The following is a 24,562-nucleotide window of genomic DNA, read 5'->3' as shown; positions in this document are numbered from 1 at the left end:
GGTCAGACGGAGCTTCTTTTAAGCAGTCCTTGGCAAAATGCAGCGCATGGTAGATGCCTTGAGGCAAGATGATACCAAACTCTGCCAGCTGCCCTCGCAGCATATTGATGGTCTGAGTACGCTGTCTCACAATCAAGTCGCGTGTGCGATGAACAGAGAGTATCGCTTGTTGTTCGGGTGTCTTTACCTCAACAAATCGCATTGTTGGCCGAGTGACTGCCTCGCAAATAGCTGCGGCATCAACGGCATCTGATTTACCGCGCTTGACGTAGGGCTTCACATAAGCTGGCGGGATCAGCTTCACGTTATGACCCAGTTTGATCAGTTCGCGTGCCCAGTGATGGCTCGTTCCACAGGCTTCAATACCGACCAAACATGGCTCGAGGCGTTCAAAAAATGCCAGGACTTGCGCCCGTCTCAGCGCGCGGTTGAATACAACCTCACCATGGTCGTCGATACCGTGGATCTGAAAAATGTTCTTGGCTAAATCTAAACCGATTGTTGTAACTTGCATTGGGTGGCTCCTCTCAAAAGCGGTTCATAGCAGCTGCACTATGGCGCATTACGACGCCGGGTGATGCAGGAGCCATCCACCCCATCCGCAACTCAGACACTCGTGCAAGGTGCAGCGAATGTCCGGTACCGGTAAATGCAGCCATTCAAGCTCGAATTCTCAAACCACACCTCGCAATGTCCGCTTAACGTGATCAAGCGGTCATCTGAGTAAAACCGTCGGATGACCGCACTGAGCCCAAAGCTACCATTGTTCATTTTGGCAACTGAAGGCCGCATTTGGGCAATTTCAAGCAGCCCAAAAAAGAACCTAAGCCGGAGCTGCTTCTATTAAACCAAATGAATTTCCGTTCTGCAAACAACCGAGTCTTCAGCAGGTCGTTGTCACCAAAATGGGGGAGCAGAGGATGACTCAATATTGCGTTTGGCACGCACGAATCGCCGCAGTTTTTCATTTTTGGGCATTATTTGTTTAGGGTGAGACATTGGCCATAGCCAACTGCGGGCGCTGGCCTTCTGGCTTAGATAGAAAAATCTTCCCGCATTTGGTGAAGCCGTGCCAGATCGCAAGAATAATGTGGCAAATCTGTGGCAAATGCTTGTTTTTAATATTTCCGGCGCGTGCTTTGGAGGCTAGTAAAGAAATGATTGGTCTGCTTCGAGCCAATTGGGAAATGTCGGACCACGACTGTATGGCGTTTCCCTCGGTACACTGACGTTAACAAATGGTTAATGAGGGATAATTTAGATGAAAAAAACACATTTGCTTCTGGCTTCCGTTTCAATAGCTCTGGCATTGCCAGCTTCATCCATGGCCGCCACACTGGTCAATTTTGAGCAGGGCTATACCGACAACCAACTGCTCACCACGCCTATCGGATTGCTTGACAGTGCCGGTAATGCCTCCGGCGTCACTCTAAACGCAGGCGCGGGAACTATGAGCATTGAGAAATCCGGCTCGTCTGACCCTACGACAGGATTCGTCACCGACACCATTGTTCCGAACGACACCGACATTGACGCCACTGCGGACCTAGGTGGCTATTTCCTGCGCACAACTGGCGCGCTGAATGTTAACTTGCAGAACTTCAACCCCGTCTTCTCGCTGAGCTTTGCGGGCGGCGCCTCTGCGATAACTGGCGAGATCTGGGATATCGACGGCACCCAGACGCTAGGCACCGAAAGTTGGACCCTTAACGCCCATACCAGGAGCGGCGGAGTATTGTCGCTCGACAGCTTCGTCGGCTCCACCAATGGCACGGACACAACCACGTCGCTCGACGGCATGGCGTGGAAATTCTCGTTCGACGCTTCGGGAAGTGATGCTATCACCTCACTCGACTTCGTGTTCACCGGTACCAAGACAACCGGTATCGGCGTTGCGTTTGACAACCTGACAGTAGCGCCTGTGCCCCTTCCCGCGGGGGGCCTGCTAATGCTCACCGCCCTGGGTGCCGTAGCGGCCCTGCGCCGCCGCAAAAAGAGCTAAACTCGCGTCACGATTAGAGCAAAAAGCCACCTAATGCGGTGGCTTTTTCCATTTGTGTGAAGAAAGCAACCTGTTTGGATAGTGCGCTGAACGGTTGAACAGTCCCGCAACTGAGACATTGGGCATTGGCGCAGCGAACGTCTGAAGCTGGAAAAAGCTGCCGTTGAGATTAACGTCTGTTTATAGGTTGTGGAAGCTGATTAGAGCGCAAAAGTCTCACCTCGTCAGGTCTCAATCCTACCAAAGTGGCTGTTCTAACCATGAGACCAGCGGTACTTCCCGACTGCCTCGTTAGTCCAATCATCCAATCGTTTAGCTCAACTAAGGTGGGGAGCCTGAGCTCTTTAGGGTGTCTACGCATGCGTCCAACCCGAGCTTGGGTGGTTCTGCTGGGTACATCTGGGCGACGAACTGACTCCAATTGGACCACTATCGGTTCGCGCCAACCGCGGTCTGCGGCGAACTCTAAGAAGTCACAAGCCGTTCCCATGCGGCGATTAATTGTGGATGGAGAAAGTGGGCGCCCCCTTTCCAACAGGGACCAACGGCCCGCGTTCATTTCTCCCTGGTAATGATCGACGAGGTGATTATAGCTAAGTTTTTTCCAGTCAACTCTCCGGGTCTCACACCAGCTGAGCAAATTAACCAGATCAGCGCTGAGACCTTTGATGGTGTTTGCCGATGGGCGAGACAATGACGAGTAGGCCGACTGCCCCTTAGACCGCCACGTACCCATAGCCTTCCAACGCAGATAATCTGTGGCCGCAATTTCAAGGCGGATTTCTCGGGACCAGAAAACTCCAACATTGGAGCCAACTAAATCTTCTAGCCCTTCGGCCCTTAGGTCGTCTTTGACTGCGCGGATAAAATGCGCCATGACAGTGTCCCTCTCGCTCTAGGGCTTCCTATCAGAAAGAAAAATGTCGCTTAACCCGCTGAAAAAAATAAGAATTTTGTTCATCCCAGCAAGAATAACTATCCTTTGAAAAAAAAATGGCAAAGATAGATTCGGAACGTTTTCCCAGTTTTGGGAAAATATGGGAATAAAATTCCACCTATCCCACAACCGACTGACTTGGGTCAGGTACCGACACTTGATAATTCTAGCAAAAAAAGGGGGGGTGCTTCCGCGGCGACGAGTCATCAGGCCCAGGCCGCCAAGCACAACCACCAGCAGCGGTAGGTCTGCTGACATCAGGACGGGTACGACCCCATCGTCATAAGACAGCACGATGCTATCAAGGATACTTTCACTCAAAAACTACCAAGCCACGAAAAACAATCTCGTCACCGCCGCAGGCTTGCTGCTGCTGCGCTATTTGAGGCTACACAGCATCAAGCCTGCTTTCACTTTGCGGCAGCGCTATTCAAAAGATCGGGAGTCTCTAGGGACATCTAAACCTTATTAGGTCATACCCAAGCATTCTTTGTACATTTCCAGCACCGCTTCTTCCTCGGCGATGTCGTCCTTGTCACGCTTGCGCAGCGCGATCACCTTGCGCATGACTTTGGTGTCATAGCCACGCGCCTTGGCCTCGGCCATCACTTCTTTTTGCTGGTCAGCAAGATCTCTTTTCTCCATGTCCAGCCGTTCGATCCGCTCGATAAACTGGCGCAGTTCATCGGCAGTGACGCGGTAACTTTCGGCGTTGGTGGCAGTGTCGGACATGCGCGGCTCCTCGCGGCTGGGGGTTGGTGCGCCTCGATAGCCGCGCAAGGTAGGCACCGCAAGAGGCAACCCGGCTTGCCAATGTGCGGTTCCTGCGATAGCCCGGCGGCCATGGAAAACGACGCTGGCATGAGCATTTTTGACGGACTGATCTGGGGTGGCGCAGCGCTGTCGCTTCTGGGGCTTGCAGGACTTGTGTTGTGCATCATCAAAGTCTGGTCAGCAAGACGTGCCGGGCTTGATGATGAAGCCATGCGTGCGTTGATGGCGCGGGTGCTGCCGATGAACCTTGGGGCACTTTTTGTGTCGGTCATCGGTCTGATGCTAGTGATTGTCGGTATCTTTCTGAAATAGCAAAAGGGCAAGGCGATGGAGATGGCGTGGCTCTACGGTCTGCTTGGCGGGCTGATGATTGGCACCGGGGGGGCTGTTCTGCTTCTGGGTACGGGGCGCATCATGGGTGCCAGCGGGATCGTTGGCGGATTGGTGGACGGCACCGGTTCAGACCGTGGTCCGACATTGGCCTTTCTCATTGGGCTCATCGGCGCCCCTGCCCTGTTCACATTTGGTGGCTGGGCTGTGAATACCCAAGCGACGTCGCAACTCTGGCTGCTGATATCGGCGGGCCTGTGCGTTGGTATCGGTACGCGCTTTGCCAATGGCTGCACTTCTGGTCATGGGGTCTGTGGTCTGTCGCGGTTTTCGCTGCGCGGGCTGGTGGCGACCCTGTTTTACATCGGCGCTGGCGTTGTGACAGTCAGCGTTATGCGGATTGGGTTCGGGATATGATGCGTGCGGTTCTTTCGCTGGTCAGTGGCGCCCTTTTTGGAGCCGGGCTGCACGTGTCGGGCATGACGGACACCAGCCGTGTACGAGGGTTCCTCGACATCGCTGGACACTGGGATCCGACGCTGGCCTTTGTGATGGGCGGCGCAATCCTGCCTATGTTGCTGGCGTGGCGGATGACGCGCGGGCGTGTGCCGCTGGCAGGTGGGGCATTTCCGTCCCCTCCTGCAAACACGCTTAATCGCCCTCTGGTATTTGGGTCCATCCTGTTCGGGATAGGATGGGGGCTTGTGGGCCTTTGCCCCGGCCCGGCCATTGCATCAATCAGTTATGGCGGGTGGCCGGGGGCGGTGTTCCTGGTGGCGATGCTGGCCGGTATGTGGGCGGTACCGCCGCTACGGCGCATGCTGGACAGACAGGCGTCGCACGCCTAAACCTCCGACATGGATATACGTCAAATTACACCGAACTATTTCGTGGCCCCACAGCTGGATCCAGCCGATATGGCGGACATTGCGGCTGCGGGCATTACAACCATCATCAGCAATCGCCCCGATGAAGAGGTGCCGCCTCCCCTTCAAGCGGAAGCGATCGAAGATGCAGCGCGCGCGGCTGGTCTTGGCTTTGTGCGCCTACCCCTGACGCACCAGACGATGACCCCACCCAATGTGGCCGCGCAGATGGAACACGCAGCAACAGCGGGCGGACCCGTTCTGGCCTATTGCGCTTCGGGAACCCGGTCCACCGTTGTGTGGTGCTTTGGCCAAGCCGGAGAGATGGCGACAGATGACATTCTGAACGCCGCCCGCGCAGGCGGGTATGATCTGGAAAACTTGCGCCCAACGCTTGAGGCGATTGCGCAAGCCAAAAACAGCGCCTGAGAACCACCGACCGAGACTAGCTGGCCGCTTGCATTTCGAGATCAGGCAGGTCCGCCAAATCCGGCAAGTCATCAAGTTCGGGCAAACCGTTTACGTCCGGTAATCCGTCTAGATTGGGCGCATCCTCAAGACCGGGCAAAGCGGCCAAGGCTGGCTGGCTTGTTGTATCATCCGCGTCGTCTTCGACGGGAAACGGTTTGTCTATATCGTTATCAGATGCAGCAGGCGCGCGGCGCTCCACAATCGGTGGTAGGGTGCTCGACGCATCGGCAACCTTTTCGGCGCTCGCGTCCACTTCGCGCGGTACGGTTTTGCGTCGACCTGACGCCGTCAACACTTCGACTTCGGGCATATCAACCAAAGGCTGGTCACTGACGCGGCGCAGGGGCCGCACGGCGTGTAGTGGCGCGCGCATTATCTTAACCGCGCGCACACCATCCACATGCCCGACCTCACCGCGCCCAAGGATACGGCCCATTGCAGTCGTGATCTGAACATTTGGGAACACGCCGGGCGTCACTTTCAGCGTGTCCCCGACTTTCAAAGCGTTCAGACGGCTTAACGGCAGATTGTTTTGGCAGAGGATCATACGCAGATCTGCATTCAGCCCCATGACCAACTTGGTCATGTCGGCCCCATCACTAGCCGCCCCCGGATCCGGGTCCATGCCCGCTTCATCGGGTTGTTCGGCGCGCGCCTCAAGCGTTGGCAGGATCAGGACCACTTCGCCCTGTCGCGCGCCGCGCGCGATATCCAACGTTACGCGGATCGCGATGTAGGCGGACGCATCCAGCGCCAGTGCCAGCGTGCGCGCAACATGGGCCTTGGCCCCGAACTGAAACCCATCAATCAACTCCACCTCGTCAGGTTCATCCAACAGAGTGGGCAGTCGTTCAAAAAGCGCGTCAAGCAGCGGCGCGCAAATCGCCGCATCCGTGCGTGTCATCGCCCGCTCAGGGTCAGGGCCTTGGCTGACATTGCCGATCGTTTGTTGCTGGATCATGGCGCCAACCACAACTGGCGCGAACATAGCCGCCCCGATGCACCCGTGGGGACCATCGAGGATCAGCTGCAACTGGGCATCATCAAGCGCCGTCTCGATATCCTCACCGTTGATGTTCTGGATCGACACACTCAAAACTGCCGCAGGCAGGTCCATAAGCGCGTCGGCCACCTTGGCAAACGCGATACGCAACGCCTTTTGCAACTTCATGGCTTTGGCCTTGCGCTCACTTCGGGCGCTTGCGGTTATGCGCGCCAAGACGGTTTGGTTTTCGGTTTCGCCCATATCCTCTGCCATGAACCGGCCTACAATTTCGCCGTCACCTTTAGGCAGAATTGGTTACCAAGCACTTTAGATCGCCCCATAAAAATGATCCGATCAGATGGGCCTATTGCGCGGCCAGTGCGCTCTGACTGGGTAAATGCACGACAAAGGTGTTCCCGTGGGCTTCGCGCACGTGGGTGACGTCACCGCCCAGACGGGTCATGATCTCGCGACAAATAGCGAGCCCCAACCCGGCACCAGACCCGTCCTGATTCCCAACCCGTGCAAATTTCTCGAAAATCACGCGGCGATCATCGTCTGGGATGGGGGTTCCATTGTCCGCAAAGGAAACAGACAGGTTCGGCCCATCACGGCTCACGGAGATCACCAGTTCCGGGGTCTCGGCATCGCAATACTTCCGTGCATTTGTGATCAGGTTGATGAACACCTGTCCCAAGCGGTCATGGTCGGTGGACAGCATCACCGCCTCGTCTACGTGGCGTCGGCGAATGGTGAGCGGTTCGGTGCTGCCCGCTTGCGCCGTCCGTATGGATTTTTCCAGAAGATCGCCCAAACCACCAGTTTCATGGCGCAAGGACACCTGCCCGTTTTCAAGGACGCTGAGGTCCAGCAAGTCATCAAGCAACCGCGTCAGCCGCATCGCCTCACCGTGGATGATCGAGGCATAGCGCGTCTTTTCAACCTGCCCCATGCCTTCGGTGTCGCGCAAAATCTCGGAAAAGGACCGGATGGAGGTCATGGGCGTGCGCAATTCATGACTGATCTGGCTCAGAAAGGCATCTTTTTGCACAGAAAGCGCCGTCAGTTTTTGGTTCGCTTCACGCAATTGGTGGGCGGTGCGTGACAGCTCGTGTGACTTTGCCTCCAGCTGGTTGGAGTATTCGAGGATCTGCGCAGATTCGTCGGCCACCGCCATCAGGTCCTGCACCGATACGGAGGCTCCGCCCACAAGCTGGCTGATCATCGCATGGGCGGTGGCCGCGCCCACACTGGCCGCCAGTTCCCGTTCAAGGTGCTGCACGAACCCTTGAGTGGGCTCGGGCAAACCGCCGTCCAGTCCTTGCCGGGAGGCCTCAAGGCGAAACAGCGTTTGCGCCTCCTCGGCACCAAGGATCCGCTGGGTCATAACCATCAGGTCCTCGCTTGTGGCGCGGGCTGCATCCCAGCCCTGTGCGCGTCCGGAATGGTCAAAGACATTGACAAATTGGGCGCCCTGCAATCGTTCAAGCGGGCTGGGAAAGGTCACAAGGGAAACAATGATAAAAGCGGCGATGTTCAGCGTGATTGACCAGGCCACTGCGTGCACCGTCGGATCAATCCCCTCAATCCCAAAGAGCGCATGCGGGCGCACCCATCCAAGACCAAAAAGCCCTTGTTCGAAGACGCTCGACGACAAAACGACACCGGGCCCAAAACTGGGCAAAAGTGAACAGAACACCCAGATCGTGAATCCCATGAGCAGCCCGGCAAGTGCCCCCCAGCGCGTCGCCCCACGCCAAATGATACCCCCCAGCATGGCCGGCAGAAACTGAGCAACACCCACGAAGGAAATCAGCCCGATCGCCGCCAGCGCCGCACCACCGCCGGAAAACCGATAGTAGACATAGCCAAGACCGATAATCAGCAAGATTGAAGCACGCCGCGACAAGATTACCACGTTGCGCACGTCGCCAGACACCTGCGCCCCCTCAACACGGGAACTGAGCCACACGGGCATCACAATGTGGTTTGACACCATCGTGGACAGCGCGAGCGTTGCCACAATCACCATCGACGTCGCTGACGAGAACCCCCCCAGGAAACTGAGCGTGGCAAGCCCCACCTGTCCTTGTGCCAGCGGTATCGTCAGAACGAAAAGATCCGGGTTGGACCCTGCTGGCATCAGATCAAGGCCAATAACAGCGATGGGCACCACAAACAGGCTCATCAGCATCAGATAGAGAGGGAAGGCCCAACTGGCGATTTGCAGGTGCCGTTCGTCTTCATTCTCGACCACCATGACCTGAAACATGCGCGGCAGGGCCAGAAAGGCCGCCGCCGACAGCGCCGTGAGAGCCAGCCAGCGGCTGCGATCCATTTCCCACGTGCCAATGGGAGAGGCGTCGATCCGCTCCATCATCGGGGCCACGCCCCCTGCCACGCCCCAGACCACAAAAACACCCACGGCCAAAAGGGCGATCAACTTGACAACCGCCTCGACTGCGATGGCGATGACAACGCCGTTATGGCGTTCATTGACATTGAGGTTGCGGGTTCCGAACAAGACCGTGAACAGCGCCAGCCCGAACGCCACCCAGAACGCGGCTCCGGTCTGGTTCAATGCGCCCGCTTCTGGCTCGGCAAAGATTGCCAGCGACAGGGTTACCGATTGCAGTTGCAAGGCGATGTACGGTGTCACCCCGATTACGGCCATGATCGTCACAACAATGGCCAGAAGGTTCGATTTGCCAAACCGGGACGAAATCAGGTCTGCCACCGATGTGGCCCGCTGCGCGCGCCCCACCCGCACCAGCTTGCGCAACGCCCACCACCAGCCAATCATCACAAGGCTGGGGCCAAGGTAGATGGTTACAAATTCCATGCCCGAGCGCGCCGCATATCCGACCGCGCCGTAGAATGTCCAAGCTGTGCAGTAAATTGACAAGGACAAGGTATAGACCAGAGGCGAGCGCAGCCATGTCACCTGCCCCCGCGCAGTCGCCCGCTCAGCAAAGAAGGCGATGGCAAAGAGAAACGTGACGTAGGTCAGGCTGACGCCGATCAGCAGATTGACCGAGGCCATCAGCGCAGCTCTTGGCTTGCGTCCTCATCCATCTCGGGACGCGCACGCAATAAGGACCACAGAGAAAATGCGGATGCGATCAGGGCCAGCCACACGACAAAGACGTATGTCGCAGCAGTAGACAAAGGCACCGCCTCGGGTGCTGTGGGCCCGTCCGCAGGCGTTGGCCAGAACAGTGGGAGCATCCACAAAAACACCCCAAGGATCGGCAACAGGCGCAGCGCATCCATCATCCGGCGGCGGCGATAACTGCGCCGCTCAAGAAAGACAGGCGTTGCGCCTTGGGTGCTCATTGCGCCAGCTGCACAAGATCGCGCACAGCAGTGACCACTTCGATGTTCGAAAACGGTTTGGTCATGAACCGACTGACACCAGCCTTTTCGGCCTGTTCCCGGTCGCGGGCCTGACCGCGCGCGGTCAGCATCAAAACCGGAATGGACTGGAACTCCGGATCAGCGCGCAGCTCGGTCAGGATGTCGAGACCGCTTTTGCCCGGCAGCATATGGTCCAACACCACAAGGTCCGGGCGCGCCGCTCTGATCGTTTCCATCGCCGTCGCCCCATCCGAATGAGTATCGACCTGCCACCCTTCGCGACTGAGCAAAAAGCTGATGGCCTCTATAATATTGACCTCGTCCTCGACGAGCAAAACATGCTTGCCCAATGTGCGGCTCCTCCCCTACGCACCGTCGCCGCTGGCGATCCGTCTCAAACGGTGCTCATCAACGGTGCACAGCAACTATGTGCGGTTTTGGCGGGCCTGTCAAAACGCCTTAAAAACCTTCGCTTAGGATGGATGGTTCGCGTCGGCTTTGACACTGTTGGGCTGGGCAGATTCTACAGGCCGGTCCAACGTGAAACGGGGACGGCCCAGCGGCGTCTTCGGGCGCGGACACCGGAACGATCAGCATAGTGGATTGCAGCAAGGGTGGTGTGTTCACATCGACATACCCAACCGGCTCGGCAGTTGCGAAACAGTCAAACAGACCCTCCTCCCGCGACGGCATGCGCACCCGCTGAAACAACACCTGCCCCGGCGCTCCGAACGCCTGAAACAACGGCCAGAGAGGGCAGCCCGCGCCAAACCGCGGCAGCGTGAAGCCCTCAACCCCCTTGCGGAACAGGAGGCTGCCTGCCCGGTCAGCAACCACAAGGCCAACGCCAAGATCTGGCATGGAAATCAGGCGGCGCAAAATGCATGCCACCGACACCCGAAAGCGGGCGGCGAGAGCGGTTGGGTCGAGGCCGACGTCGTCCAGCCCACCGCGCAATGCGGGCAGAGACACCTTGGCACTGTCCACGCCCATACGCTGCAACACCCCCTGCGCAATGTAGCGCGCGGCAACCGAGGTCAGTTCGGGTGCATCTTTGACAATTTGCGCAATGTCAGCCTCCCCAGCCTCGATTGCGTCAAAGACATAGTTTTGCGCCTCCAGAAAGGCCTCGACATCTTCTTGGGGCGAGCCCGTGTGCGCAGCCTCCCCGGTTTCGGGATCGAGGAAGCCGACCAAAGCCTTTGAGCTGTCCGCAAGACGGCGACTGTCTGCGTCGATATTGGCATGAAACCTGTCGCGCCATTCTTCGGGCAGGTCCTTGTCCCCTGCCAGAATAGACGCCGTAGAGCGGATCGCGGCGGCGGTGGACAACACCTCGTGGACCGAAGCCGCGACTTCGGGGTCGTGAGCAAGGCGATCACTCAGCACTTCGACCGTGTGTTCAAGCCCGGCGAGTTTGCGGTGGGCCAGCGCAAGCGCATCCGCCCAGCCGGGAAAGCGCCCCACGAAATCCTCAGCCCGGTCCAGTTCACCCTCGGCCATTGCAGCCCCGCTGCCTGCCTCGCGCAACGTGGCAATCATGGCTGCCTCGGCGCCTGTGGTGAGGGCCGCAGGCTCGACTCCAAGTGCCGCGGCGATATCCAAGAGCAGCTTGCCGCCGATTCTGCGCCGATTATGTTCGATCAGATTTAGGTAGGACGCAGATATCCCGATTTCACGGGCGAGCGCGGATTGCTTGGTACCTGCCATCACGCGCCGGTCGCGGATCCGGGTGCCTGTCAGTGCGTCACGCATGGTGCGCCTCCTATTGATTTCACGTTCTATATCAACGTGTTTCTGCGCTGCAACATAACTAAATTTACAAGATACGCCGTACTCTTGTGTATATATTTACAAGATAGTTGTGAAAAACAAAGGGTTTATTGCTTGGTTTTCACATCATGCGCGATAAGGGATTTGCATCAATAGGTGCCGCGCGTCCCACCTGAGGAGAGGGGACTGCGCATTTCAACAAATGGGAGGATTTTCATGTCCAAAATGAACCTGACACGTCGCGGTGTTCTTAAAACCGGCGCAATTGCCGGCGCCGGCGTCGCAGCACCAACGATTTTCACGGCACAATCTGCCGCGGCGTTTACCAACGAACCCACAGGCTCGTCGGTTACTCTGGGTTTCAACGTGCCACAATCCGGCCCCTACGCTGATGAGGGTGCAGACGAACTGCGTGCTTATGAGCTTGCAGTCGAGCACCTGAACGGTGGCGGCGACGGCGGCCTGATGAACACATTCTCGTCCAAGGCCCTGCAAGGCAACGGCATCCTGGGCAAGAAGGTTGAATACGTCACGGGTGACACGCAGACGAAATCTGACGCAGCTCGCGCTTCGGCCCGTTCGATGATCGAAAAAGACGGCGCCGTCATGATCACAGGTGGCTCGTCCTCCGGTGTGGCTGTTGCCGTTCAGGCGCTTTGCCAAGAAGCGGGCGTGATCTTCATGGCCGGTCTGACGCACTCCAACGACACAACGGGTAAAGACAAGAAAGCCAACGGCTTCCGTCACTTCTTTAACTCGTACATGTCTGGTGCTGCTCTGGCCCCGATCCTTGCCAACAACTACGGCACGGACCGTCGCGCCTATCACCTGACAGCGGACTACAACTGGGGTTACACCACAGAAGAAGCCGTACGCACATCCACCGAAGCCATGGGTTGGGAAACTGTTGCAGCTGTGAAAACGCCGCTGACGCAGACTGACTTCTCTTCCTACATCGCGCCTGTTCTGCAGTCCGGTGCTGACGTTCTGGTTCTGAACCACTACGGCGGAAACATGGTGAACTCGCTGACCAACGCGGTTCAGTTCGGCCTGCGTGACAAGCTGGTGAACGACAAGAACTTCGAAATCGTTGTTCCGCTCTACTCTCGCCTGATGGCGAAAGGTGCCGGTGCCAACGTTAAGGGTATCTTCGGTTCCACCAACTGGCACTGGTCGCTGCAGGACGAAGGTTCCAAGCAGTTCGTTCAGTCCTTCGGCACCAAATACGGCTTCCCACCCAGCCAGGCGGCACACACGTGCTACGTTCAGGCCCTGCTGTATGCAGATGCCGTCGAACGTGCCGGCTCGTTCAACCCATGCGCCGTTGGCGAAGCCCTTTCGGACTTCGAATTCGACGGAATGGGCAATGGCCCAACGCTGTATCGCGGCGAAGATCACCAGTGCTTCAAAGACGTGCTGGTTGTGAAGGGTAAAGAGAACCCAACTTCCGAGTTCGACCTTCTTGAGATCGTCGAAGTCACGCCAACATCTCAGGTCACGTATGACGCGTCGATCTTTGGTGGCGAGCTGGGTGCCTGCAACCCAGGCGCATAAGCGTATCAAAATAAGGGTGGGCAAATTGCCCACCCTACCCTGCCCGGGCCTCAGACGCCGCGCGGCACAAAACGTTCCAACCAAAGGTTAGGCCGATGGACGCGATCATCCTTCAAATTCTCAATGGACTCGACAAAGGCTCCGCCTATGCGCTGATTGCGCTGGGGCTGACGTTGATCTTTGGCACGCTTGGTGTCGTGAACTTTGCCCACGGGGCGTTGTTCATGATCGGTGCATTCTGCGCTGTGACACTCAGCCGTCTGCTGCAAATCAGCCATACCGTCATCGACGAAACGCAAAAAGACTTTTTGGGCAATCCGCTGCAAGTCGAGGTGCCTTACATCTACGATATTTTCGGGCAGGCTACTGGGGATGTAATAATTGACTGGGCGGTGCCCATTTCGATTCTGTTCGCCATTCCAGTCATGGTCCTGATCGGCGTCGCGATGGAGCGCGGCCTGATCAAGCACTTCTACAGCCGCCCCCACGCAGACCAGATCCTTGTAACCTTTGGTCTGGCCATCGTTCTCCAAGAGATCATCAAGTATTACTATGGCGCCAACCCGATCCCGACGCCCGCACCCGATGCGTTCAAAGGCTCTTTCGACTTTGGTGCAGCGCTGGGTTTTGACCCCAACACGATCATCTATCCATACTGGCGACTGGTCTATTTTGCCTTTGCGGCCATTATCATTGGCGGCGTATTTGCCTTCCTCCAATTCACCACCTTCGGGATGGTTGTGCGGGCCGGAATGGCAGACCGCGAAACGGTCCAACTGCTGGGCATTAACATCGACAAACGCTTCACACTGATGTTCGGACTGGCTGCCGCCGTCGCGGGTCTCGCCGGGGTGATGTACACACCGATCAACTCACCGAACTATCACATGGGTATGGACTTCCTCGTGCTCAGTTTTGTGGTGGTGGTTGTCGGTGGCATGGGCAGCCTGCCCGGCGCGGTGCTTGCGGGCTTCCTGCTTGGCATTCTGGAAAGCTTTGCGTCGATGCGTGAGGTCCTCGAATTCCTGCCCGGTATCAACCAGATCATCATCTACCTGGTTGCAATCATCATTCTGCTCACCCGTCCCCGTGGCTTGATGGGCCGCAAAGGCGTGATGGAGGATTAAACCATGCTCGGACTAGACAAAAAACACACAAACCTCCTGTTGCTGGTCTTCGTACTTACGTTACTGGCCCCCTTCATCCTCAACCCCTTCCCTGAAGGCTCGGGTATGGCGCAGTTCAACGCGGGCTACCCTGACCTGATGCAACGGTTTGTAATCTTCGGCATCTTTGCCATCGGTTTCAACATTCTGTTCGGCTTGACCGGCTATTTGTCCTTCGGACACGCCGCTTTCCTCGGTGTCGGTTCTTACGCCGCGATGTGGATGATGAAGCTGCTGACGATGAACATCATTCCGGCGATTGCTGTGTCAGTCATAGTCGCGGGGCTGTTTGCCCTGCTGGTCGGATGGATCAGTCTGCGCCGTTCGGGCATCTATTTCTCGATCCTTACGCTCGCATTTGCGCAAATGTCTTATGCCCTTGCCTATTCGGTACTGACACCCATCACGGGCGGTGAAACGGGTCTGCAGCCTAAATTGCAGGACCCGCGCATTCTGGACGGTGCGCTGGAGGCAGGTGCATCGCCCAAAGCCAACCTGTTCGGGCTTGAAATGGGCTCCAGCTTTGAATGGTCCGTGGGATCATGGTTGTTCACATTCAATGTCGGGTACTACGTGGCTGCGATTGCAATGCTGGCAAGCTTCTATCTTGCGATCCGGATCTTCAATTCGCCCTTCGGGATGATGTTGCGCGCGATCAAGTCAAATCAGCAACGCCTGAACTACACCGGCCTAAATGCACGGCCCTACACGCTTGCGGCCTTTGTGGTGTCGGGCATGTATGCCGGTCTTGCTGGTGGTCTGATGGTGGCGATGGATACCCAAGTGGGGGCCGAGCGCATGTTCTGGACCGCAAGTGGTGAAGTCGTCTTGATGACCATCCTTGGCGGTGCGGGCACGCTGATTGGCCCGGTTCTGGGTGCGGGCATGATCAAGTACATGGAGAACATCATGTCCAAGATCAACTCGACCATCCTGCATGAATGGTTCGCCTTCCTGCCAGATGGGCTTGAGGACTTTGTCGTCACGCTGATCTATCCCTTCATCGGTAAGGGCTGGCACCTGACACTGGGCCTGATCTTTATGCTGGTCGTGATCTTCCTGCCCGGCGGGCTGGTTGAGGGCGGGCAACGGATTGCCAAGCTGTTCAAGCGCAAAAACCCAAGTTCGGACACTCCGGACGGCAAAACCACACCTGCGGAATAAGGAGCCTTTCACATGGGTATTCTCGACATCAAAAACGTGGGCAAACGGTTTGGCGGTCTGCAAGCGCTTGGAGACGTAAACCTGAGTGTGGCAGAAAACTCCTGCCACGCGATCATCGGCCCCAACGGGGCGGGCAAGTCCACTCTGCTGAACTGCCTCGTGGGCAAGCTGATCCCGGACACAGGCTCGGTCATGTTCGACGGCAAATCTGTATTGGGACGCAAGCCCTACGAGATCAACCAGATGGGTATTTCCCGAGTGTTTCAGACGCCAGAAATTTTTGGCGACCTGAGCGTGTTGGAAAATATGTTGATCCCCTGCTTCGCCAAACGTGACGGATCGTTCACGCCGAACGCGTTTATCGACATGTACAAGGACCGCGAGATCGTAGAGCGGGCCGAACACATGCTCGAAGAAATGGGCATGGCCGATGCGCGCGGCGACAACGCGGCAACCATGTCTCGCGGTAACAAACGTCGTTTGGAAATCGGCATGTGTCTGGCGCAAGAGCCACGCCTGCTGCTGCTTGACGAACCGACCGCTGGCATGGCGCGGGCCGACACGAACAACACCATCGATCTCTTGAAGCAGATCAAGGATGAGCGCGACATCACCATCGCAATCATCGAACACGACATGCATGTGGTGTTCTCTCTTGCTGAACGGATCACGGTACTGGCCCAAGGCACGCCACTGGTCGAAGACACGCCCGACAAGATCAAGGGACACCCCAAGGTGCGCGAAGCCTACTTGGGCGAAACGCAAGACGCGGCATAACCGGAGGCGGGCAACGCGCCCGCTTTACGGCCGAACAGAAATCGTAAGGCGGAGGTGTCCTCTGCCCTACCCCGCCCAAAAGCGAGGACAACGACATGAACGTCAAACCAGATTTTTCCAAAGGCGTCAGCCACGCCCAAACCGCCCCAGCCTTTCTGTCCGTTTGGGACATGCACGCCTATTACGGCGAAAGCTACATCGTCCAGGGCATCAGCTTTAACGTGCACGAGGGCGAAATCCTTGCCCTGCTCGGGCGCAACGGAGCCGGAAAAACGTCGGCTCTACGCTCGATCGCGCGCATCGGCGACCCACAAGTGACCCATGGCGAGATCTGGCTGGACCACCAGCCCTTGCACAAAATGTCCAGTCACGAGGCGTCTCAGGCCGGTCTGGGCCTTGTGCCCGAAGATCGCCGCATCATTCCCGGCCTCACAGTCGAAGAAAACCTGAAACTCGCTCAGATCGCACCCCCAATCGGATGGTCGATCGAACGGCTTTACGGACTGTTCCCGCGTCTCGGCGAACGCCGCACGCAAGAGGGCACCACCCTGTCCGGAGGCGAGCAACAAATGCTTGCCATCGCGCGTGCGCTGGCCCGCGACATCAAAGTGCTGCTTCTTGATGAACCCTACGAAGGCCTCGCGCCAGTGATCGTGGACGAGATTGAAAAGACGCTCAGCATCATCAAAGAACAAGGGATCACGACCATCCTTGTCGAACAAAACGCCGTACGCGCACTGCAATTGGCAGATCGGGCCGTCATTCTCGACACCGGTGGCATCGTATTTGACGGGACTGCGGCCGAGGTGCTGGAAAACGAAGAGTTGCGCGCAGAATACCTCGCAATCTGATCTCCGGTCAGCGTCAGGCAAGAATTTACCAGCACGGAGCCCTCGGCTCCGTGCTGGCATTTTAAGCACTACCTGCCCTGCTGTTGCCCCCCTGTAACGCCGAGAATAGCGCAAGGTCATCAAGGGCGCTTTTCACGGCCTCAATCGCCCGCTATACACGCACCACTGTGTGGCATGCGGCTCCTTGCTGATGCCAAAGGCTTGAGGACAAAAATGAGCAAAAAAAATCAGGACGCCGACGTCGCCTTTATCCAGGCTCTGGCAGAACTGCTGCGTGAAAACGATCTGACCGAAGTTCAGGTGAAACGCGAATACGGCGAAGATGACAGCCTGAACGTGCGCGTCTCGCGCCACACTGGACAACAGGTCGCTGTTCAGGCCCTGCCCGCCGCAGCACCCGTCCCAGCCGCCAGCGCGCCAGCAAGCCCGGCACCCGCGGCAGCGGCACCCGCAGCTGATCCCGCCGATGACCCCGGCGCCGTGCCATCTCCGATGGTCGGCACAGTCTATATGCAAGCCGAGCCCGGCGCTCCGACCTTCATCTCTGTTGGCCAGAAAGTGGCCGAAGGCGACACATTGCTGATCGTCGAGGCGATGAAGACCATGAACCACATCCCTGCCCCGCGTGCAGGCACCGTCAAACGCATCCTTGTGGACGATGGGGCAGCGGTCGAATTTGGCGCACCTCTCGTCATCCTCGAATAAGGGAGCGCGCATGTTCAACAAAATCCTGATTGCCAACCGCGGCGAAATCGCGCTGCGCGTTATCCGGGCCGCACGTGAAATGGGCATTGCAAGCGTTGCCGTGCACTCCACCGCAGACGCGGATGCCATGCATGTCCGTATGGCCGACGAATCCGTTTGCATCGGCCCGCCATCTTCGACGCAATCCTACCTGTCTTTTCCAGCGATCATCTCTGCCTGCGAAATCACCGGCGCCGAGGCAATCCATCCCGGCTATGGTTTCCTGTCTGAAAACGCCCAGTTTGTTCAGATCGTCGAAGATCACGACCTGACCTTTATTGGCCCCACAGCGGAACATATCCGCGTCATGGGTGACAAGATCACGGCCAAGGATACGATGAAGGCCCTTGGCGTTCCTTGTGTGCCCGGATCCGACGGCGGCGTGGACACATTGGAAGATGCCAAAAAACTTGGTGAAGAGATGGGGTACCCCGTCATCATCAAGGCCACAGCAGGCGGTGGCGGTCGCGGCATGAAAGTCGCTCAGACAGCGGCCGACATGGAAAGCGCGTTCATGACCGCACGGGCCGAAGGCAAGGCTGCCTTTGGCAATGACGAAGTCTACATCGAAAAGTATCTCACCACTCCACGCCACATCGAAATTCAAGTCTTTGGGGATGGTAAGGGGCGCGCTGTGCATCTGGGCGAGCGGGACTGTTCGCTGCAGCGCCGCCACCAAAAAGTATTCGAAGAGGCCCCCGGCCCTGCGATTTCCGCCGAAGAACGCGCCAAAATCGGCAAAGTCTGTGCGGATGCTGTCGCCAAGATCAACTACATAGGCGCTGGCACAATCGAGTTTCTCTACGAAAAGGGTGAGTTCTTTTTCATCGAGATGAACACGCGCTTGCAGGTGGAACACCCGGTCACAGAGGCCATTTTCGGTGTCGATCTGGTGCGCGAACAGATCCGCGTGGCCTCCGGCATGGAAATGACGTTCCAGCAAGAAGACCTTGAGATCAACGGTCACTCTATCGAAGTCCGCTTGAATGCAGAAAAGCTGCCGAATTTCTCACCCTCACCGGGTCGGATCACGCAGTATCACGCGCCCGGCGGCCTTGGCGTGCGCATGGATTCGGCCCTCTATGACGGCTATTCCATACCGCCCTATTACGACAGTCTGATCGGCAAACTGATTGTGCACGGACGCGACAGACCCGAGGCATTGGCCCGGTTGCACCGCGCCTTGGGTGAGCTGATTATCGATGGTGTGGACACCACCGTGCCCCTGTTCAACGAGTTGCTGGCAGAACAAGACATTCACACCGGCAATTACAACATCCACTGGCTAGAACACTGGCTTGAAAGTCACATGGCCTAAGGCGGCATTCGCGCGCTTTTGGCAGGGTTGGTTCTAAAGCTTTTGCCCCCTATCATCGTGGCCATTGGCGCACCCCAAGTGGATATGAGGTTCTATGGCAGACAGCGCGTTGACGCCTGAACTGTTGTTGCATGGCTATGCATCCGGCATCTTTCCGATGGCCGAGTCGCGCGATGATCCGGACATTTTCTGGGTCGACCCACGCCTGCGGGGGGTGTTGCCGCTGGACGGTCTGCACATCTCACGATCCTTGGCCCGGGCGATGCGACGTAGTGACTGGACAGTCCGCCTGAACACCGATTTCACCGGTGTTGTAGATGGGTGCGCAGACCGGGCGGACACATGGATCAACTCTGAAATATATAACCTTTACAGTGACTTGCACCGTAGCAATTATGCGCATTCCGTCGAAATCTGGGACGGTACGCATTTGGTTGGCGGCGTTTATGGGGTCACATTGGGTGCCGCGTTTTTTGGGGAAAGCATGTTCTCGCGGGCCACGAACGCTTCAAAAATGGCACTGGCGGCAACAGTTGATCATCTGACCCAGACCGGTTTCACCCTATTTGACACGCAGTTTTTGACCCCCCACCTGTCCAGTCTGGGCGCTGTCGAGATCACCCGCGCGCAATATCGGGCACGACTTGCCGAAGCTTTGGACTTGGAAGGGACATTTGGAACGGTGCCGCCCGCCTCTCTTCAGGAGGTCGTGCAGCGCAGGACCCAGACGTCGTAGCGTGCGTGTTCCATCGCACTGAGGGCGGGGGCCGATGCGACCATCCAACCGGAAAAGACAACGCCCTCGCGCCCCGTTTCGGTGATTTGCAGACCCGCATAGGCATTGCCTGCAGGGTTGCCAGCAGGGTATCGGCACTCGGTGAGTGTGATTGTCAGGCGATCAAACTGAACGCTTCGTCCGGCTGGCAGTTCGATGTCGACAACTTTGCCATTCAACTTGTCCAGACCGCGCAAAATGGCTCCGGATGCAATTTGCGTCTGTTCCTGCGCAGCGAGCGGACTGGCAAGCAACATAGTGACTGCCAACGCAGCCCTGATCATGGGCTGTCCCCGCCTGATACGAACTTGAGCAGCAGCGAAATCAGACTGACCGCACCTTGGGTGTCCGTTATCTCGTCGCCGGGCGCGAAGTAGAACGGAGAGCCACCGGGTACGATCTCAACGAAGTTGCCGCCCAGCAAACCCTCGGAACTGATGACAATGGCGCTGTCATCAGGCACTTGCGTTGCACTGCGCAGGGTCACGACAGTGTCGGCGCGATAGGTGTCAGGGTTCAGGTCAACATCCGTGACAGTGCCGATCTTGACCCCAGCAAGGCGCACATCGGTGCCCACATTCACGCCCTCAAGGCTGCGAAAACTGGCGGTCAGAGGGTATGTTTCACTGCCTGTGTTGCCAAGGCCTGCCACTTGCGCGCCATACACTGCAAACGCAATGGCCGCCGCAAGAACAGCGCCGCCAACCAGAACTTCGGTGGTGTTTTCTGCCATTGCTTGGCCTGACTTATTCGGGCGACCAGGCTTCGTAGTCGGCCCGGTCTGCTGGTTGAGCGCGCCGGATGGATCCAGCGGGCGCATAGGCCATTGCCGTGCCGGTCAGGTTGGGCTGATGTGGTTTTTCCCAATCCTTGCGTTTCAGCGGCTTGTCTGTGGGCGGCTCGTCCCATGTCCGGTGCAGCCATCCGTGCCATTCAGGATCCACACGGCTTGCCTCGGCCTCACCGTTGAAGATCACCCAACGCTTGCTGTCATCCGCGTTCTTGTAAAAGATGTTGCCTTGCGCGTCGTCGCCAACCTTGATGCCCTTGCGCCACGTGAACAACTGCGTGTTCAGCGTCTGGCCGTCCCACCATGTCACCGCCCGCAATAATGTGTTCAGAATGCCCATTGTCTGCCTCCAATGCTTGCCATCGTCTATGCCGCATTGCCGCGCTGGCGTCCAGAGGACACGCGGCCTCAGGTAGGCAGAACCGCAGTCACTTCGATCTCGATCCGGTCTTCAGGCGTTATCAGCCCACATTCTATCATCGTGGTCGCAGGCGGGTTGTCGCCAAAGGCGTCACGCAGCATGGGCCAGCAAGGTGGGAACTCACTGCGATCCGGCAGCATGTAAGTAACACGGACGACATGTGCAAAATCAGTGCCTGCCTCGTTTAGTGCTTTGCCGATGATTTCGAGCGCAGAGGCGCATTGTTCGAGTACGGTCGTCCCCTGTCCAACTGTACCGGCCACATGGACCCAGCCGTTTGCAACGACCGCACGGCAATAGCCGATCTTGGGTTCGAATTCCCCGCCGGAGTGTATGCGTTTGATGGACATGGGTGCGTTTCCTTGCTGCACAGGATCATGCGCGCATCGGGCACAAGTGCATGGTAAAGGTCAATGCCCCCTGGCAATGACCGTCAAAAGTGCTTTGACAGGTTGTCCAACACATGTGACCAGCCGCCCTCAAATTCGCCCATCATCTCCTCTCCGACAAAGCCGATGATTTGGATGCTCGCTTGCATGGCAGTCCCGGCGCCTTCAGGCGACAACTCAAACGTCGCAAGGCTGCAGCCCAGTGTTTCGCCCTCTGCTGACAGCGTTTCTGCATAGATCAGGCGCGTCGGCGCTTCCATGACGATCCAGTCTGTGGCGACATCGACATAAGGGTTGTCGCGCGGACCGACACGCGACGTTTCGCGCACGCCCGGTGCGGCCTCGGGCTGATCCTCGATCAGAACAACGCTGTCGACATCCGGCGGGCCCCATGCCATCCGGTCTGCTTGATTGGTCAGCGCTGCAAACACCCGTACGGGATCAGCGCCGAGGATTCGGGTGAATTCGAGGGTACCAAGCTGTGTTGTCATATCTTTTTCTCCTGTTCCACGGCGTCCAAGTGCGCCGAAAGCCGATCCAGCGCATCGCCCCACTGTTTCGCCTCTTGGGCGAGCCAGTCTTGTGCAGGTGCGAGGGCGTCGGCGTGCAAATAGCAGGTCCGCACCCGGCCCGTTTTTTGCGTCGCAATGACCCCTGCCCGTTCCAGTTTGTCGATGTGCTTGAGAAAACTTGGCAGCGCCATGTCATGGGCTTCGGCCAGATGCGATACCGGACGCGGTCCGGCGCTGAGTGCCTTGATCACGGCGCGCCGCGTTGGGTCTGCAAGAGCGGCAAACAAGGGGGACAAGTCATCTGGGATTTGATTAGCCATATGGCTAAGTAATGCACAAGCACCGCTCGGGCAACCACAAACTTACCCATAAGGCTAAGTTTTTTCACTTGGCAAAAGAAAAGCAGGCCGAAGCCTGCGTTTCCCCATCAATTCAATGAATTAAGCTCAGCCTGCTGTCGCAGGCTCCTTCTCTGCGTCGCCGTGGATCATCAAAGGGGCCGCATCCGAGGTCACAGCCTCTTCGTTCACGACCACTTCTGACACCGAATCCATCCCCGGAAGGTCGAACATTGTATCCAGCAGGATGTCCTCGAGGATAGAGCGCAGTCCGCGCGCGCCAGTCTTACGCTCGATGGCGCGTTTGGCGATGGCAGACAGAGCGTCCTCTGTGAATGTCAGTTGCGTGTCCTCAAGCTCAAACAGGCGTTGGTACTGTTTGACCAACGCATTCTTGGGTTCGGTCAGGATTGTGACCAAAGCGTCCTCGTCCAGATCCTCGAGAGTAGCCAGAACCGGCAAGCGGCCCACAAATTCTGGGATCAAACCAAACTTCAGCAGATCTTCGGGTTCAAGCTCAGTAAAGATTTCACCGACACCGCGTGCATCGTTGTCGCGTACGTCCGCGCCAAAGCCCATCGCCGAGCCTTTACCGCGCTGCGCAATAATCTTGTCGAGACCGGCAAACGCACCGCCGCAGATAAACAGGATGTTGGTCGTGTCCACTTGCAGGAATTCCTGCTGTGGATGTTTGCGCCCACCCTGAGGTGGGACCGAAGCAACGGTGCCTTCCATCAGCTTTAGCAACGCTTGCTGCACACCCTCGCCCGACACATCGCGGGTGATGGATGGGTTTTCGGACTTGCGGGTGATCTTGTCGACTTCGTCGATATAGACGATGCCGCGTTGGGCGCGCTCGACGTTGTATTCGGATGATTGGAGCAACTTGAGGATGATGTTCTCGACATCTTCCCCGACATATCCCGCCTCGGTCAGCGTGGTTGCATCCGCCATAGTGAACGGCACGTCCAAAATACGGGCCAGCGTCTGCGCCAGCAGGGTCTTACCGCAGCCCGTTGGGCCGATCAGCAGAATGTTGGATTTCGCCAGTTCGATGTCCCCACCCTTTTGGGCGTGGTTGAGGCGTTTGTAGTGGTTGTGCACAGCGACGGACAAAACGCGCTTGGCGGTTGCCTGACCGATCACATAATCATCCAGCACACCGCAAATGTCGCGCGGGGTGGGCACGCCGTCTGTCGACTTGAGGCCGGACGCCTTTGTTTCTTCGCGAATGATGTCCATGCACAGTTCGACGCACTCGTCGCATATGAACACTGTGGGGCCCGCAATCAGCTTGCGCACCTCATGCTGGCTCTTGCCGCAAAAGCTGCAATAAAGCGTGTTTTTGCTGTCGCCGCTTGAATTCGTGGCCATGTCGCGTCCTTCCCGGCAAATACCGTCGTCTTTGTCACCGGACTTGCCATCCGGATCGTGCCCCGCGGGAGACAGCTTAGGCCAGCCCAGCGAGGTCCACAATCGCCTTTTTCGGCGATGCCGCACCTGTGTAGCCCCAAAGTGTCGCGCCTGCCCGAGGCGCGATCTATGGTCAGGCGCAGCTGTTAACTTTCGTCGTCGTCTTTGCTGCGGTTTTCGACGATTTCGTCCAGATGGCCCCACTCTTTGGCCTCTTCCGGTGTCATCCAGGTGTCGCGATCCAGCGCCTTCTGTACCGTCTCATAATCTTGGCCAGTGTGGTCAACGTAAAGCTGATAAAACCGCTCGCGCGTGCGCTCGATGTGACGGGCAGAGATCAGGATGTCGCTGGCCATACCTTGCGAGCCACCTGAGGGCTGGTGCACCATGACTTCGGAATTGGGCAAGGCAAAACGCATACCCTTTTCGCCCCCAATGGCAATCACGGATCCCATAGACGCGGCCATGCCGCAGATCAGCGTGGACACTTTGGGTTTGATGTATTGCATCGTGTCATAGATCGAAAAGCCGGCCGTCACCTCGCCCCCGGGGGAATTGACATACATGCTGATTTCCTTGGACGGGTTTTCGGCCTCAAGGTGCAGCAACTGGGCCACCACGAGGTGGCTCATCCCCGAATGAATCGGGCCGTTGATAAAAATGATCCGCTCTTTCAGCAGGCGGGAAAAGATATCATAAGCCCGCTCGCCCCGGCTGGTCTGTTCGACAACCATGGGCACAAGATTGTTCTGGATATGAGCGTATTGGTCGATGGGATCGCGCATGCATTCTGCCTCGTCAAAGTGTTGCGAGACCATACCCGCCAACATCTTACCTGAGTCTTAGTATCGCCAC

At 57.5% G+C, this 24,562-nt stretch carries 28 protein-coding genes; 13 read left to right on the top strand and 15 right to left on the bottom strand.

Features of this window, described 5'->3' with window-relative positions:
- Positions 1-514 (bottom strand): IS110 family transposase (locus DHN60_RS20970; protein WP_108839258.1); only part of this gene is annotated, 514 nt, incomplete at its 3' end.
- 747 nt (positions 515-1,261) lie between these two features.
- Between DHN60_RS20970 and DHN60_RS20965 the strand changes: the two genes are divergently transcribed.
- Complete coding sequence (locus DHN60_RS20965; RefSeq protein WP_234423737.1) at positions 1,262-2,002, top strand: VPLPA-CTERM sorting domain-containing protein; 741 nt, start codon at positions 1,262-1,264, stop codon at positions 2,000-2,002.
- A 1,405-nt stretch (positions 2,003-3,407) separates the two neighbouring features.
- Here the strand turns inward: DHN60_RS20965 and DHN60_RS20955 are convergent.
- A complete protein-coding gene (locus DHN60_RS20955; protein ID WP_108839264.1) occupies positions 3,408-3,671 on the bottom strand; it encodes a DUF2312 domain-containing protein in 264 nt (87 codons plus the stop codon).
- A 111-nt stretch (positions 3,672-3,782) separates the two neighbouring features.
- Between DHN60_RS20955 and DHN60_RS20950 the strand changes: the two genes are divergently transcribed.
- Genes DHN60_RS20950 through DHN60_RS20935 form a run of 4 tightly spaced genes read left to right on the top strand, consistent with a single transcriptional unit; the run spans position 3,783 to position 5,338 of the window.
- Complete coding sequence (locus DHN60_RS20950) at positions 3,783-4,025, top strand: hypothetical protein (protein WP_108839256.1); 243 nt, start codon at positions 3,783-3,785, stop codon at positions 4,023-4,025.
- 21 nt (positions 4,026-4,046) lie between these two features.
- Positions 4,047-4,460, top strand: coding sequence for a YeeE/YedE family protein (locus DHN60_RS20945; protein WP_306416024.1), 414 nt, complete (start codon positions 4,047-4,049; stop codon positions 4,458-4,460).
- Positions 4,460-4,891: a DUF6691 family protein gene (locus DHN60_RS20940; protein WP_108839263.1), complete on the top strand. Its 432-nt coding sequence runs from the start codon at positions 4,460-4,462 to the stop codon at positions 4,889-4,891. The genes DHN60_RS20945 and DHN60_RS20940 overlap by 1 nt, the downstream gene beginning before the upstream one ends.
- Before the next feature lie 9 nt (positions 4,892-4,900).
- Positions 4,901-5,338: a TIGR01244 family sulfur transferase gene (locus DHN60_RS20935; RefSeq protein WP_108839254.1), complete on the top strand. Its 438-nt coding sequence runs from the start codon at positions 4,901-4,903 to the stop codon at positions 5,336-5,338.
- 16 nt (positions 5,339-5,354) lie between these two features.
- On the opposite strand, the gene DHN60_RS20930 is transcribed toward DHN60_RS20935, so the two are convergent.
- From DHN60_RS20930 to DHN60_RS20910, 5 genes are all read right to left on the bottom strand, one after another.
- Complete coding sequence (locus DHN60_RS20930; RefSeq protein ID WP_108839253.1) at positions 5,355-6,638, bottom strand: FliM/FliN family flagellar motor switch protein; 1,284 nt, start codon at positions 6,636-6,638, stop codon at positions 5,355-5,357.
- Positions 6,639-6,729: 91 nt separating this feature from the next.
- Entirely contained in the window at positions 6,730-9,408 is a 2,679-nt protein-coding gene (locus DHN60_RS20925) for a sensor histidine kinase (protein WP_108839252.1), read from the bottom strand.
- Positions 9,408-9,701: a hypothetical protein gene (locus tag DHN60_RS20920; protein ID WP_108839251.1), complete on the bottom strand. Its 294-nt coding sequence runs from the start codon at positions 9,699-9,701 to the stop codon at positions 9,408-9,410. Before DHN60_RS20920 ends, DHN60_RS20925 begins: the two co-directional genes overlap by 1 nt.
- Positions 9,698-10,072: a response regulator transcription factor gene (locus DHN60_RS20915; protein WP_108839250.1), complete on the bottom strand. Its 375-nt coding sequence runs from the start codon at positions 10,070-10,072 to the stop codon at positions 9,698-9,700. The genes DHN60_RS20920 and DHN60_RS20915 overlap by 4 nt, the downstream gene beginning before the upstream one ends.
- A 109-nt stretch (positions 10,073-10,181) precedes the next feature.
- Positions 10,182-11,477 (bottom strand): helix-turn-helix domain-containing protein, encoded by a 1,296-nt coding sequence (locus DHN60_RS20910; RefSeq protein WP_108839249.1) that lies wholly within the window; start codon positions 11,475-11,477, stop codon positions 10,182-10,184.
- Between the two features lie 234 nt (positions 11,478-11,711).
- Here DHN60_RS20910 and DHN60_RS20905 point away from each other — a divergent pair, with 234 nt between their 5' ends.
- The 8 genes from DHN60_RS20905 (at position 11,712) to aat (ending at position 19,805) form a co-directional block, all read left to right on the top strand.
- Complete coding sequence (locus DHN60_RS20905; protein WP_108839248.1) at positions 11,712-13,049, top strand: substrate-binding protein; 1,338 nt, start codon at positions 11,712-11,714, stop codon at positions 13,047-13,049.
- Positions 13,050-13,144: 95 nt separating this feature from the next.
- Positions 13,145-14,176 (top strand): branched-chain amino acid ABC transporter permease, encoded by a 1,032-nt coding sequence (locus tag DHN60_RS20900; protein WP_108839247.1) that lies wholly within the window; start codon positions 13,145-13,147, stop codon positions 14,174-14,176.
- 3 nt (positions 14,177-14,179) lie between these two features.
- A complete protein-coding gene (locus tag DHN60_RS20895) occupies positions 14,180-15,379 on the top strand; it encodes a branched-chain amino acid ABC transporter permease (protein ID WP_108839246.1) in 1,200 nt (399 codons plus the stop codon).
- A 12-nt stretch (positions 15,380-15,391) separates the two neighbouring features.
- The gene (locus tag DHN60_RS20890; RefSeq protein WP_108839245.1) at positions 15,392-16,156 is read left to right on the top strand and encodes an ABC transporter ATP-binding protein; all 765 of its coding nucleotides are present in this window, start codon (positions 15,392-15,394) and stop codon (positions 16,154-16,156) included.
- 95 nt (positions 16,157-16,251) lie between these two features.
- On the top strand, positions 16,252-17,007 hold the full coding sequence (locus tag DHN60_RS20885; RefSeq protein WP_108839244.1) for an ABC transporter ATP-binding protein: 756 nt from the start codon (positions 16,252-16,254) through the stop codon (positions 17,005-17,007).
- 213 nt (positions 17,008-17,220) lie between these two features.
- Positions 17,221-17,712 (top strand): acetyl-CoA carboxylase biotin carboxyl carrier protein, encoded by a 492-nt coding sequence (gene accB, locus DHN60_RS20880; protein ID WP_108839243.1) that lies wholly within the window; start codon positions 17,221-17,223, stop codon positions 17,710-17,712.
- Positions 17,713-17,722: 10 nt separating this feature from the next.
- Positions 17,723-19,069 carry an acetyl-CoA carboxylase biotin carboxylase subunit gene (accC, locus tag DHN60_RS20875; protein ID WP_108839242.1) on the top strand — a complete coding sequence of 449 codons (1,347 nt, stop codon included), beginning with the start codon at positions 17,723-17,725 and terminating at the stop codon, positions 19,067-19,069.
- A 94-nt stretch (positions 19,070-19,163) separates the two neighbouring features.
- Positions 19,164-19,805: a leucyl/phenylalanyl-tRNA--protein transferase gene (gene aat, locus DHN60_RS20870; protein ID WP_108839241.1), complete on the top strand. Its 642-nt coding sequence runs from the start codon at positions 19,164-19,166 to the stop codon at positions 19,803-19,805.
- Here the strand turns inward: aat and DHN60_RS20865 are convergent.
- The 8 genes from DHN60_RS20865 to DHN60_RS20830 all read right to left on the bottom strand — a co-directional run bounded on the left by DHN60_RS20865 (position 19,769) and on the right by DHN60_RS20830 (position 24,492).
- On the bottom strand, positions 19,769-20,128 hold the full coding sequence (locus DHN60_RS20865) for a DUF2155 domain-containing protein (RefSeq protein ID WP_108839240.1): 360 nt from the start codon (positions 20,126-20,128) through the stop codon (positions 19,769-19,771). The two genes, aat and DHN60_RS20865, sit on opposite strands and share 37 nt — an antisense overlap.
- Positions 20,125-20,577, bottom strand: a complete 453-nt coding sequence (gene mlaD / locus DHN60_RS20860) for an outer membrane lipid asymmetry maintenance protein MlaD (RefSeq protein WP_108839239.1) — start codon at positions 20,575-20,577, stop codon at positions 20,125-20,127. The genes DHN60_RS20865 and mlaD overlap by 4 nt, the downstream gene beginning before the upstream one ends.
- Before the next feature lie 13 nt (positions 20,578-20,590).
- On the bottom strand, positions 20,591-20,974 hold the full coding sequence (locus tag DHN60_RS20855; RefSeq protein WP_108839238.1) for an NADH:ubiquinone oxidoreductase subunit NDUFA12: 384 nt from the start codon (positions 20,972-20,974) through the stop codon (positions 20,591-20,593).
- Positions 20,975-21,042: 68 nt separating this feature from the next.
- Positions 21,043-21,405 (bottom strand): RidA family protein, encoded by a 363-nt coding sequence (locus tag DHN60_RS20850; protein ID WP_108839237.1) that lies wholly within the window; start codon positions 21,403-21,405, stop codon positions 21,043-21,045.
- 83 nt (positions 21,406-21,488) lie between these two features.
- Positions 21,489-21,935 carry an SRPBCC domain-containing protein gene (locus DHN60_RS20845; protein ID WP_108839236.1) on the bottom strand — a complete coding sequence of 149 codons (447 nt, stop codon included), beginning with the start codon at positions 21,933-21,935 and terminating at the stop codon, positions 21,489-21,491.
- Complete coding sequence (locus tag DHN60_RS20840) at positions 21,932-22,276, bottom strand: helix-turn-helix transcriptional regulator (RefSeq protein WP_108839235.1); 345 nt, start codon at positions 22,274-22,276, stop codon at positions 21,932-21,934. The genes DHN60_RS20845 and DHN60_RS20840 overlap by 4 nt, the downstream gene beginning before the upstream one ends.
- A gap of 126 nt (positions 22,277-22,402) precedes the next feature.
- The gene (gene clpX / locus DHN60_RS20835; RefSeq protein WP_108839262.1) at positions 22,403-23,668 is read right to left on the bottom strand and encodes an ATP-dependent Clp protease ATP-binding subunit ClpX; all 1,266 of its coding nucleotides are present in this window, start codon (positions 23,666-23,668) and stop codon (positions 22,403-22,405) included.
- A 185-nt stretch (positions 23,669-23,853) separates the two neighbouring features.
- Complete coding sequence (locus DHN60_RS20830) at positions 23,854-24,492, bottom strand: ATP-dependent Clp protease proteolytic subunit (protein ID WP_108839261.1); 639 nt, start codon at positions 24,490-24,492, stop codon at positions 23,854-23,856.
- Between the last annotated feature and the right edge of the window lie 70 nt (positions 24,493-24,562).

The sequence above is a fragment of the Tateyamaria sp. Alg231-49 genome (assembly GCF_900143535.1).
Lineage (GTDB): Bacteria > Pseudomonadota > Alphaproteobacteria > Rhodobacterales > Rhodobacteraceae > Tateyamaria.
Note: the sequence above shows the minus strand (reverse complement) of the source record. Positions and strands in the feature narration are given on the sequence as shown.